General features: G+C 58.7%; 15 protein-coding genes and 1 pseudogene. 8 read left to right on the top strand and 8 right to left on the bottom strand.

Features of this window, described 5'->3' with window-relative positions; all coding sequences use genetic code 11:
• Positions 1 to 800: 800 nt before the first annotated feature.
• The 5 genes from GA0061099_RS42555 to GA0061099_RS40840 form a co-directional block, all read right to left on the bottom strand.
• Positions 801 to 1001 carry a hypothetical protein gene (locus GA0061099_RS42555; protein WP_225115036.1) on the bottom strand — a complete coding sequence of 67 codons (201 nt, stop codon included), beginning with the start codon at positions 999 to 1001 and terminating at the stop codon, positions 801 to 803.
• Positions 1002 to 1206: 205 nt separating this feature from the next.
• Positions 1207 to 1398 (bottom strand): hypothetical protein, encoded by a 192-nt coding sequence (locus tag GA0061099_RS42550; RefSeq protein ID WP_225115037.1) that lies wholly within the window; start codon positions 1396 to 1398, stop codon positions 1207 to 1209.
• 432 nt (positions 1399 to 1830) lie between these two features.
• Positions 1831 to 2190 (bottom strand): IS4/Tn5 family transposase DNA-binding protein, encoded by a 360-nt coding sequence (locus tag GA0061099_RS42545; RefSeq protein ID WP_074448601.1) that lies wholly within the window; start codon positions 2188 to 2190, stop codon positions 1831 to 1833.
• 423 nt (positions 2191 to 2613) lie between these two features.
• Positions 2614 to 2874, bottom strand: coding sequence for a hypothetical protein (locus tag GA0061099_RS40845; protein ID WP_141697797.1), 261 nt, complete (start codon positions 2872 to 2874; stop codon positions 2614 to 2616).
• A 320-nt stretch (positions 2875 to 3194) separates the two neighbouring features.
• Positions 3195 to 3653 (bottom strand): hypothetical protein, encoded by a 459-nt coding sequence (locus tag GA0061099_RS40840; RefSeq protein WP_141697796.1) that lies wholly within the window; start codon positions 3651 to 3653, stop codon positions 3195 to 3197.
• Between the two features lie 168 nt (positions 3654 to 3821).
• On the opposite strand from GA0061099_RS40840, the pseudogene GA0061099_RS37935 reads away from it, so the two are divergent.
• From GA0061099_RS37935 to GA0061099_RS43315, 6 genes and pseudogenes are all read left to right on the top strand, one after another.
• Positions 3822 to 4295: pseudogene (locus GA0061099_RS37935) on the top strand (ATP-binding protein); the annotation flags it as partial.
• 337 nt (positions 4296 to 4632) lie between these two features.
• Complete coding sequence (locus tag GA0061099_RS37930; RefSeq protein ID WP_036032103.1) at positions 4633 to 4875, top strand: hypothetical protein; 243 nt, start codon at positions 4633 to 4635, stop codon at positions 4873 to 4875.
• Between the two features lie 405 nt (positions 4876 to 5280).
• Positions 5281 to 5796: an IS21 family transposase gene (gene istA / locus GA0061099_RS39600; protein WP_081493115.1), complete on the top strand. Its 516-nt coding sequence runs from the start codon at positions 5281 to 5283 to the stop codon at positions 5794 to 5796.
• Positions 5797 to 6046: 250 nt separating this feature from the next.
• Positions 6047 to 6250, top strand: a complete 204-nt coding sequence (locus GA0061099_RS40835) for a hypothetical protein (RefSeq protein WP_158672120.1) — start codon at positions 6047 to 6049, stop codon at positions 6248 to 6250.
• Entirely contained in the window at positions 6250 to 6411 is a 162-nt protein-coding gene (locus GA0061099_RS43320) for a hypothetical protein (RefSeq protein WP_370137892.1), read from the top strand. The genes GA0061099_RS40835 and GA0061099_RS43320 overlap by 1 nt, the downstream gene beginning before the upstream one ends.
• Before the next feature lie 6 nt (positions 6412 to 6417).
• Entirely contained in the window at positions 6418 to 6792 is a 375-nt protein-coding gene (locus GA0061099_RS43315) for an ATP-binding protein (protein ID WP_420886591.1), read from the top strand.
• A 136-nt stretch (positions 6793 to 6928) separates the two neighbouring features.
• On the opposite strand, the gene GA0061099_RS42540 is transcribed toward GA0061099_RS43315, so the two are convergent.
• Positions 6929 to 7468 (bottom strand): HdeD family acid-resistance protein, encoded by a 540-nt coding sequence (locus GA0061099_RS42540; protein ID WP_225115038.1) that lies wholly within the window; start codon positions 7466 to 7468, stop codon positions 6929 to 6931.
• Positions 7469 to 8297: 829 nt separating this feature from the next.
• Here GA0061099_RS42540 and GA0061099_RS37900 point away from each other — a divergent pair.
• Complete coding sequence (locus GA0061099_RS37900) at positions 8298 to 8801, top strand: inclusion body family protein (RefSeq protein ID WP_036032112.1); 504 nt, start codon at positions 8298 to 8300, stop codon at positions 8799 to 8801.
• Between the two features lie 297 nt (positions 8802 to 9098).
• Positions 9099 to 9653, top strand: coding sequence for an AidA/PixA family protein (locus tag GA0061099_RS37890; RefSeq protein WP_063822499.1), 555 nt, complete (start codon positions 9099 to 9101; stop codon positions 9651 to 9653).
• 200 nt (positions 9654 to 9853) lie between these two features.
• On the opposite strand, the gene GA0061099_RS37885 is transcribed toward GA0061099_RS37890, so the two are convergent.
• Positions 9854 to 10480, bottom strand: coding sequence for a gamma-glutamylcyclotransferase family protein (locus GA0061099_RS37885; RefSeq protein WP_225115039.1), 627 nt, complete (start codon positions 10478 to 10480; stop codon positions 9854 to 9856).
• Between the two features lie 259 nt (positions 10481 to 10739).
• A partial coding sequence (locus GA0061099_RS37880) for a transposase (protein WP_208604923.1) occupies positions 10740 to 11065 on the bottom strand: 326 nt, incomplete at its 5' end.

Here is an 11065-nt window from a genome sequence, read left to right as displayed (position 1 = left end):
CTGGCGCTGCGCTAGGCCGAAAGCTCCGCCGCCAGCTCCCCTCGCTGCCACCACCCAACCGGGCAAATCCAACAGCCGGAGCGAACTCAGGATTGAATAACACTTGGGGGCAAGGTCATGGCCCCCATTGTGAGTCCGGTGCTTCCAGTCTGACGAAGAGATGCGGCAACCGGGCGCGTAGCGGGGATGGGCGACTGAAACGCCGTCCAAGAGGGGAAAATGTTCGACGCGCTTCAGAAGCTTGGAAAATCAGGAGCAATATCGCGGCTGCATTTGCGAAGTGTGCCCATCCGTCCGCCGCCCCCTGTTCAAGTACGGGAGTTCTTAGATCATGATGCTTACAGCCGTTCCGCAACAGTTGAGTGAAGTCGCCGCCCAGCTCGTCCCTATCTTGCACCTAGATATTCGGCCGCTGAAAGCACCGAGGCGAAAAGCGCGACTGGCCGATCCTTCTGACTCTCGATTCTTACAGTCATCGTCCCTTGATTATCGAAGCTGACAACTGTGGCCGCGTGTGTATCATCGAGATAGTAGGGCCAGAGTCCCCATCCGATTTGCGATAATCTCCGCTTTGTCGACCTCGCTGAACGTAGCCCCGGAGCTATAGTGAATCCGCATTTCCACAACTATTAGGAGGCTCGACAGGAACCGCGGCAATGTGCCCCCAGCGCCAAAAGTCGTATCCCAGCCGGGAGGTGGCATCCCAGGGCTTACGATTACCCACATTTTGGGGCAGAGTTTTTGGGAAAGTTTCGCTCCCGTTGCGAGATCGATGAATCGCGATAATCCGCGCCACATGATCAGAGTCCCTGGTGGCGGATCGTTGGCGCGGGCGAGATAGCCGCCGAGCCTGGCGATCTTGATGAGATAATGCGACAATGTCTTTCGTTGGTGCTGACTGGAGTCTTGTTTTCGACGAGCCGATCAAGCAATTGGATTTCAGCTTTGGTCAGCACAAATTCCGGTGAAGCATTTTGCGCTGAACGATTGAGCATCGTCATCCAAAAGATGCGCCAGCTCACAATGCAGAATACCGAGATCAAATTCGTGAATCGCTGAGCAGTCCGCAGTTGCGAGTCCTCTGCCCTACAGCCGGATTTGAGTATCTTGTGGAAGACCTCGATCTTTCATCGAAGGGAATACCAATCGAGTTTCTCGATCGCATCCCTGCTCGATTGCACCGGAAGATATGTCAGGAGTTTCCATTCAATCTTCTTTCTGTTCTTTGCGCGCTCCTCGTTCATCAGCGTGGATCACTGTCAAAGTCAAAGCTGGATACCGCGACTGCTTGCCTATGGGTGGCAAAATACGGATTTTACGATACCGGATTTCACGAACAGCCTGGTCTGGATTGCCCTTGCTATCCTGGACTTCGATCCGGTGGAGGCCTTTGACCATGACCTCGTCCATTATCGTTGCAACGGTATGATCGCCATCGCCTGCCAGGCGATTGACACAGGTCCTTACCAGAAATGCGTTCCAACCTCTTGGGCGGCACAAAACAATTCATAAATGTCGGCCTCACGATCACCGATATGGATGCACTGCGATGGCTCCTCGAAAAGGTCCGTGGATTGCTTGAGGTTCTCCAGCCACCGAATGCTCTCCTTGGTTTCAATGGGGATCCGTGTCGGGGTTGACCTCGCGCCTAAGCGCGGCGACCCCTTTGAATTTCTTTCTGGTCCACACTTCACGGCGTTGAGCCCCCGGGGAAGCCCTCGAGGGTCACCGCAAGGCTCGAATGCATCAATATTCCGCATGTCGTGTACGTTTCGGGTTTTCCGTCCAATCTTCGCGAGTTCCTTCTGGGGACACGCTTAATGATCCCGATCAGATCCGGGCGCTCCCTTTGATAGGTGAATTCGGTCGTATCATGCAGGACAAGACAGGCCCTTTCGCAGCCGCGATAAGTTCCCGCGTGGATTCAAGATGACCAGACAGGATGTCGGCCTCGCTTACTCGTTCATTGGAGAAGAAAGGATAGGCCGCCTTGGTATTCGCCCAGTCTTGGCAAACCACCGGAATGCTCTGTCCGATATCTCCACCAATCTGCTGCAGCAGCATGCGAAAGCTCTCGCCAAGTCGAGCGTCCCGGAATTCGCACAGCGCAGCTTCACGGTCAAACCAAGTCAACGCGTCAGACGCCACCCGATGCGCCTTCTCATCCCGGACGCGTGAAGTCAGTCCCATAGAGCACTTTTTCTCGAATCAGGTGCCCATCAAAGAATCGCAAGCGATTCTGGCGACTCAAGTTTCTCGGCTCAGTGCACCTCAAAAAAGTGGGTAACCGTAAGATCCCAGGGGAGCGTACCCGGATTATTATAGGCCATTCCGAGTGCGGAAGAGAGATACCAGTCTGCAGGTGTTGGCGAGAAGTTCAACAGGCCGAACGATCGAAGCTCATTCTGCACGAACCGTGCTTGGAGAATACGAATGTTGTCACAGCTACTCCATTCGGCGGCAGCTCAGGATGCCTGACGTTGACACGTCTGCCTCCAGACGACCGCATCCACGATCTCGGGCGCCAATGCAGGCGGCGCTTTGGATGAGCTTCGGCGAACGAAAATAAGCTTAGTGCGTCGCATCACGCGACTCCCAACCCGGCGCACTATGTCATTTCTTACGACCGCGAGCTTCGGCACTGAACAGCGCTTTCGTGAGGAAAGCCGACGCATCGCTCTCAGCGCCGAGATAGGTTCCGGCGGCTTCGACAAGAGCACCGATCACGATCGGTATCTTGTCGTCGCTGGTGATGATGATCGTCATCGCCCGTCCTTGTCGAAGCTTGCCGAGGGCGACGACCCGCTCGATTCGCCCTACTGTAGAAAGGCCATAGCCCGGCTTTTGAATTGTTCTGAACGTCTGCTTGCTCATCTTCGCTGTAGGTGACGAATGACTGTACGAGTACATCCATCTTATTGGCAATTAGCAGCGTCGTGGTGAATGGTTGCATGTTGCCCTCAGGCCCGAATGTGCGTTCCCAGTTGATTATTGAACCCGAATCCCATGGTGCGGCGTTCTTGTTGTGATGTGCAAGACCTAGCGCCGCCGAATACTGGGCGTGGGCTGACGGGCATCACATTCGCGAGTGACGCGTCGGGAGAAACACCGCTTGCAGCGAACTTCTCGCTAAACTTTGAGGATGAGCTGCTGCCTCCCCAAAGGCCGAAAAAGCCGCCGGACGAGCCGTTGATTCAAGATTTTGAGACATCGGTGTTCCACGTTCCTTGTGCGACATTGAACTTGCGCGACGGGGCCTTTAGCAGCAGCTCGACGATGTCGCTATAGCCGATCGAGAAGGTGATCGGCTCCGTGCCGGGTCTATACGGCATGGCGTTATTCATCGCCACGAAGATCGGATCTAGGTTGTCTCGGTTGAGCGCGATGGCGCCTTGGCGTGCTTTAGCAGAGCAGAGCTCGCAACCAAGAGGCCATACTTGGAAATCGTGCCCGGTTGGACCTGCTTCTTGCTTGTCGCGTGTCTCGGCCCAAGCCTTGTAACAGACTGGATCCACGGTATCCTGGAAGCGCTCGGAAGCAGGCTGGAGCGCGGAAAGTACGCCCTGATAATCGACTGAAAACTTGTTGCCGCCAGCTCCGAGCCGACATTCATATTGAGTGTGGCTGGCGGAATGATATCGAGATAGTCCCACAACCGGCTGTCGGCACCGGAAACTCCGATGAGGGTGGGGCGGGTTGGAGTACCTGAAATGGCGAAGTCGTCTCGTAGCCCAGCCCCGTGGCAAGTGCATTGAAGAAGCCGTTCTGCAGCTGATCGAAGTTCGTTGGGTCGGCGATTGAGAGTTCCCTCCGGATAAGTGCACGTGCTGCTGCTCGGGCCGCCGGGCGTCGGTAAGACACACTTGTCGACCCCGCTCGGGCGAGAGGCGATCCTGGCCGGTTACACGGTGCGATTCACCACGGCGACGACGCTGGTCGCTGGCCTCGCCAAGGCGCGCGAGCGGCGCCTGGACGAGAAACTGCTCGCGCTGGCGAAGCCAAAGCTGCTGATCGTCGACGAACTCGGCTACCTGCCGCTGGAGCCCGACGCGGCGCATCTGTTCTTCCAGCTGGTCAGCCGCCGCTACGAAACCGGCGCCATGCTGATCACGTCGAACCGCAGCGTTGCCGAATGGGGCACCGTGTTCGCAGATCCGGTGGTCGCCACCGCGATCCTTGACGGGCTCCTGCACCACAGCCACGTGCTGACCATCCGCGGCGACAGCTACCGCCTCCGCGTCAAGCGAAAGAGCGGCCTCATCAAGGCGCCCGCCGCTGACGGCCCGACATCATGAACCCGAGCGTGGGGGCAGTTCTTCATGACGCAAAGGGGGCAGTTCCGGATGGCGTTTGACAGGCTTCGGGCTTTAGGCCGTCAACCAGATCTCAGAAAGATCCAACTCGCTTTCAGCGGCAGAAATCCGTGCCGTATGGCTTGTCGCACCCTCTCGCATGCTTGAGCCAACTTGGCACGATCTGTGGACTTCTGATTCGCATAAGATCGAGTTCGATTCTAGAGCCGCGAGTCAGTGTCACTTATGCGTTATTTTATCTACTATACAACGAGCCGCGCTGCAAAAGGATTGCATTCGACAACGGGAAAAGATTGCTCCGAAGGACGGGTTCGAACCCGTGGTCAGTCTGATTTCCATTCAGCAGCAGAGCGGCGGACTGGTTTTTGACCGGGGACGATCGGTCAAGGCGCTTTTTATTCTCGAAACCGTAGGTTCGAACCCATTCCTCACGCAGAAAATACTCAAGATTGAAGCCAAGAAGCCGTTCATATCGGTTCGCAAACCGCCGGACTCACTCACGTTGCTGGGAATCGACGAGGACGTTCGAACTTTACAGGGTAAAGGTGCCGAGTGGGCATAAGAGATCTTACGTGACCTGCAACCGAAGATGATCAGCGCATTCTGCAAAATATCAGCGTTCTCCGGCAGCGCTTCGAACCGGAGTTGGTGGCGAAGGAGGAGACTTCTCGTGCCCGCCGGGCAAGCGGTACGAAATCAATCTTTAGCGTGCGAGAACGTTGCGCGATATCAGTCGCTTCCGCAGCGGTGCCCTCCTCTCCTGAGAGTTCTTTGTATATACTACGAAGTTCTTCGAGTCGTTCAGACTTTGTGGCTTGCGGGTAGCATACCCGATGCAATGCACTTGCGCCGCGCGTTCTTCACAGGCGTGAAATTGTGCCGTGGTGAAGGACTACGTTGCGGCGGGCGGGGTGAAGCCGTTCAGGTCGCCTGAGCGCCGAAACGGCTCGATGGCCTTGAAGGTTGGCTGCGCGAGAGGTTCATTCGGCATCGCGGCAATGCAAATGTGGTGCGCCAGGACCTGTTGACCGAGGAAGGCGTGGCAGTCAGCCGGCGAACGCTGCAACGCGCCGTGCAGCCCTATCGCCAGGCACTCAAGGCGGAAGCGCTGGCGACGACGCGGTTCGAGACGCCCCCGGGCCGGCAGCTACAGATCGACTTCGGCGAGCGTCTGGTCGAGATCGGCGGGGTGAAGGTCAAAGCATTCGTGTTCGTGGCGACGCTCGGGCATTCGCGGCGGCTGCATGTGCGTGCGTTCCGGGGCGAGAAGCAAGAGCACTGGTTCGGTGGGCTCGAGAGCGCATTTACGACTTTCGGCGGCGTGCCGGAGGAAGTGCTGATGGACAATCCACGCGCGCTCGTGGTGCGCCACGACGCGGTGAGCCGGTCGGTTCAGTTTAACGCCAAGCTCATCGCGTTCGCGAAGCATTGGGGCTTCCGTCCTAGCGCCTGCGCACCGTATCGGGCGCGCACGAAGGGCTAGACGGAGAATGGCGTCGGTTACGTGAAGAAGAATGCGATCGCGGGGCATTCCTTCGCGAGCTGGGTGGCATTCGAGGCGCATCTCGCCGAGTGGGAGCGTGAGGTGGCGAACGTGCGTATCCACGGCACGACCGGCGAGGCGCCGATCGTCCGCTTCGCGCGTGACGAGACACACAGGTTGAAGCCGTCGAGGTCGATACGAACAGCTACTCGGTGCGGTTGCGGCCGGCGAGGTGCGTATCCGCCAAGGCATGCGCGAGGTTGCGGTCCACAAGCAATCGGAAGGTCGCCGGCTGCGGATCGTCGATACCACCCACCTCGACGGTGTTGCCGGGCAGAATGGCGCGGTCTGCCGACCGGAGATTGCGGCAGCGACGGTGCCGGCATCGTCTCCACTGCCCTCGTTGTTGCGTCCTCTTGCCGAATACGAAGCAGCGATCGGAGGGAGCTTCTGATGGCGCGCATAAAGAAGGCTACCGAAGCACCAATCGATCGGCTCGACGCCATGCTGGCACGATTGCAGCTCGCCGGCATCCGGGACCAGCTCGACAACCTGCTCGACGAGGCGGCGCGCGCGAACCTGTCGGCGCGTGAGACGCTGATCCTGCTGTGCTAGCGCGAGATCGCGAAGGATCATCGCCGCATCGAGATGGCGCTGAAACTCGCACACTTCCCGGCCGTGAAGGAGCTTGCCGGCTTCGACTTCGAGGCGCAGCCGTCGATCGATCCGAAGCAGATCCGTGACCTGGCCGCGTCACGTTGGATCGCCAACGCAAATTCAAGGACAGACCAAGCATTGCGGAGTGATTGTCCGCTGATCACCGAAAAGAAAATGCCCACCGAGCAACGTGATGGAACGTTTCGGCCGCTACTGCCCCCGGACCAGAGTTACGCTAGAAGAAGCAGCTTCTGGATCAAGCAGCGCGGGCGTTCGAGAGCAACGGCGACAGCGCAGCCGGGCACGAGCGCGAGATTGAGAAGCTGCACGCCAAGATAGGCCAGTTGATCATCGAGCGGGAGTTTTTAGCGAAGGGCTACGGAAGATGAGCGCCCCGGATCGCCGCGTGCTCGTCGACCGCAATCATGGAGAGCTGTCGGTGCCCCAGCAGTGCCAGCTGCTCGGCGTCGCTCGCTCAAGCGTCTATCGGCCGCGCCCTCAACGACGATGACGATTCGGCGCTGATGCTGCGGATCGATGAACTGTTCGTGAGTTGGCCATTCCTCGGCTCGCGTCGGGTGACCGCGATGCTGCGCGCCAGGGCCATGCCGTCAATCGCAAGCGCGTGCAGCGGCTGTTGCGCAAGATCGGCCGGCAGAGCTTGGCGAGGATTCTGATAAGAGTTCGCGTGCTGTCCCCGCCCATCCGGATGGGTATCTGAACTTGCCGCCGTCACAAGCCCCGCGACGATGTAGAGCGCACCCAAAAGAGCGCATAGCAAGAACTTGCCCGAGGTCTTAACCTGGAAAGCATTGATCATTTCGGCAACGCCGGCGACGATCATCATCACGCCAACTAGCACCACACTCGCCATCGTCGCGAGCGCAACGCTACCAAGCGCCACGAAGCCAGTGATCAGATAAACTACGCCGAGGGCGAAAACCCAACCCCACTTCGTTAGCGAAGCGGTGCCCGGACCAGCTCGAAGCCGCACGATATCAGACGAACTTGTCATGGAGGTCTCCGTTGCCAAAGCTGTGCCGCAGCATGGCGCGCCTAGCCATCGCTTTGTTGCGATTAGGGTTGAGCTTGCGGGCCGTTGCGAGCAGCCGACTCAGTGTGCCCATCAATCTATATGCTCGCCTGCTGGGTGCCATCCGCATCGTGACCTCCTCTCTTCGGGCTTGGACCGCATCCCAGGACGCGGGAGGACCACATTACTAAGCCCGGCGATGCGGTGTCGTAGGCCGAGCAATTGGCGTGCCACGTTTTGCGAGCCGCGCGTCGAGAGCGAACCAGCTTCTTCGTGACGCGATCGTGAAATCGCGGCCGTTTGTGGCAGCTTGCCGCCAAACGTCTTAAGTCCGACGCGCATGAACGCGACAACATGAACATCTTGCGCGTGGCGGCGATTGGCCTAACCGCATTCTCGAGGGGGTGGTATGCGCGCCCACACGACGGAGTTGGACAAACACGAAGGCCGAAAGCTGTCATCCATCCGGTACATTATCCTCCTCGGAGCCACTGGTTACAGTACTCCCATGGCTGAGCGCTCCAGAACCGAGATGGGGAGTGACGACGCCCTCGATAGTGATTCCCTCTCCTTTGGCACGGCAAATGCAGGTCTCCTGCAATGCGCGCGGCCTGAGGAGAAATCATCCTATGATCACGCGAATGGGCCGCTCACGAAAGCTCAAGCCTACTCGGCGGCCGCAACCAACTCCTGATGAACCGGTCGAAGCAGCGTAATCCAACGAACGGCGTTGTCAGGCATCGCAATGGTCTACGGCGATGGGGTGAGCTCGGCGAAAGCCGAACATTCCTCTTTGCAATGGAGAAGCATCATGTCCAGAGTCACAGACGTTCTTGTTGCTTTTGATACGGAATCCATTCTTCAGAAGTACTCGAATCCGAGCAAAAGACCGGACAGCCCCACTCTCATTGATTTCCGCCATGTCTACATGATCACAAATCAGGACAACGTGATCAGTGGGCAAGCGGGCGGCGAGCTCGACCTGAAGGCCCAGGTCGGGGATTTGATTCGTTGGCGCGAGACCAGCCTCTCCCTTGGGTTCGAGAAGTCAGTGATCTTCTACCGCTTCATCGGAAACGTAGGGAACGAGCTGATCTCGACGCCGACCCCGCGGAAGGCGGAGGCCTCGTTCGCGCATCCCAATCCTAGCAATCCGTCCGTGCCGACATGTCAGACGATCGCCAATTACTATTGGTCCTCGGAAACTTTGGCTATCGGACGAGTTACCTACCATTTCAACTTCATGGTCGTCGATCGCAATTGCAGCGCGCTGGGATACTTCTCGTGGGATCCGTTCATCAGCATCCACAATTGATGCGGATGATCATCAAGGCGTCGAAGGAACCGCGCAGCGGGGCAACGGCCATGATCCCAACCACCCTCGACTCCGAGGGTGGCATGAAATGGCAGGTGCGGAGCTTGCGGTCCGGAGGCGTGCCGACCTCACCCGTCGTCCCTGGCAGATCGGCCTTCTCGACCAGCTGTCGCTTTTTTCGCGTCGCTCTCGAATGAGACCGATTCGCCGTCAGCACCATCCAGTTCGGCCGGCCCAAGCACTTGGCAAGCTCCGCGGTTGCCGAGCATCCCACGGTCGGGAGGAAGGGAAACAGCAATGGCCAAAGACAGACCCTCAACCAAGAGCCAACGCTCCGAGTCTCACGTTGCCGTTCTCATCATCGTCGACGCCGAGACGCTACTGTCACGGTATCCGAATGCCAGTCTCTCGCCCGAGGCGCCCGTACGCGTCGACAGTGAGCATCTCTATGTCCTGGCCGCGCGCGATGGCGGGCCACTCGGGAGCAATGACGGCCATCTCGATCTGACCGTCACGCCTGGCGTCCATCTGCGCATCCGTGGAAGTGCCCTGGCCTTGAGAGGAGAGCATATCGTCGTGTTTGATGGGATCACGCAGGAACACGCTGGTGTCCTTTCCCCCTTTGAGCTTGTCCTGCGCCGAGCCTTGACCGTCGCGACGCCCAACTTCGAGAATTTGTTGCAGCCGGGCAACCAAAGCATCGACGACCATTTCTGGCAGAGCCAAGTGCTGGCCGATGGGGTGGCGGCTTGCGATCTGAACTTCATGGTCTTGAACAAGGCCTGCTTGGTGCTGGGATACTTCCGATGGCGTCTCCAGATCAACATCTCGGGTCTAAGGGAGGTGCCGTAGTCGGCCGCTCCGAGCGCGGTCGTTCAATCCCGAACCCGGCTGGGGGTTCTGTGAGAGCTCCTGGAATAGCCAGTTCTCGCGATGTCGCTCGGCCCGTTTAGCGGCTCAAATATCATGTATCGACGAGGGTACTGGCCGTGATCGAGAAGGCCAGCCGCAGCAAGGAATTCCGGACTCTTAACTCGAGGCGGCGCCGAGCCTTATCGCCGGCAGCGACCTTGCTCGTTGATGACCGTGACCATCTCGTGCTCGTAGCCAGCGCCGACGCCTTCGGCCTCGTCTAGCTTGGCGCGCTCGGCTGGATCGAAGCTGAACAGGACTCCGATCACTGTGTTGTTGTTACCACTAGCAAATGCGTTGCACTTCCCAGACAGGTCCCTGCTGCGCTTATGGAAGCGAAGCGCATGCCCGGGCAAGGTAGCAATGCCGAGCGGCTTGCAGCTCGGCATTCGCTTGCGCAGCCGTGCGGTCGACATGTTGGACCCGTAGGGAAGATAGACGCCTGGCTCCGGTGGCCCGGTTTTTGCTTTCTTCAGCGGCTCGATCGGCGGATCGCCCGGCCTGACGATCGTGCGCAGCGGAACCGTCATGATGCTGTGCTCTTCGGACTTTTCGCCTTCGCGAGTGATAATGGGCTGTCCATCCTCCAGGTCGAGGATTGGGACGGGCCTGCCGGTCCATCCACAATCAGCGCAGCGCGGTCGTTCCCAGAGTACGCCGGGTGCGGCAGCGTTTTCAGCGTGTTCTGGTTCGAGATGCGGCGAGCCGCAGTTCGGGCATTCCTCAGGCACACCGCGCAACGCACGAATGATCGATCGGGACAGCATTCCGCTGGCAACCTGGACATCACATGCGCCATGTCGGCATCAAGCCAGGTGGCGGACTTTGAATGCGTTAGCCAGTTGGAAAACGTCCATGCGGTCTCCAGAGGGCTTTTAACGGCCCCGCGACGCTCTTTGTTGGTGTCGCCCGGCAGAAGCTCGTTGCAGATGATTTCCGTCCACGCGCGGAAGTTCGCACGCTGCGGCGGTGTGTCGGTCCACATTGCCGAGTGAGCTATGGCTGATTTTGGGTGACGCGGCCTGATCAGGCGGCGTGGCTTTCAGTGTTCGGAATGAGTTCGATTCCGTCGATGAACTTTACACCGGCGATGACTTTCGGCAACTGGTTCGTGCTCTTCAATCGCCGCCAGGTCTTCGATGCGGCGTCGATGAGCTTGAACACCATCAGCTTCGCGGTTTGTTGCGACAGCGATCCCTTGGTCCCCACCGTTCGGTGGCGCACCGTGGCGAAGACGCTCTCGATCGGGTTCGAGCTGCGTAGGTGGATCCAGTGCTCAGCAGTGAAGTCGAAGAAGGCGAGCAGCGCGTGGCGATCCTTGATCAGGCACTCCACCGCACGTTCGTATTTGA

It is taken from the genome of Bradyrhizobium yuanmingense (genome assembly GCF_900094575.1).
Classification (GTDB): domain Bacteria; phylum Pseudomonadota; class Alphaproteobacteria; order Rhizobiales; family Xanthobacteraceae; genus Bradyrhizobium; species Bradyrhizobium yuanmingense.
Note: the sequence above shows the minus strand (reverse complement) of the source record. Positions and strands in the feature narration are given on the sequence as shown.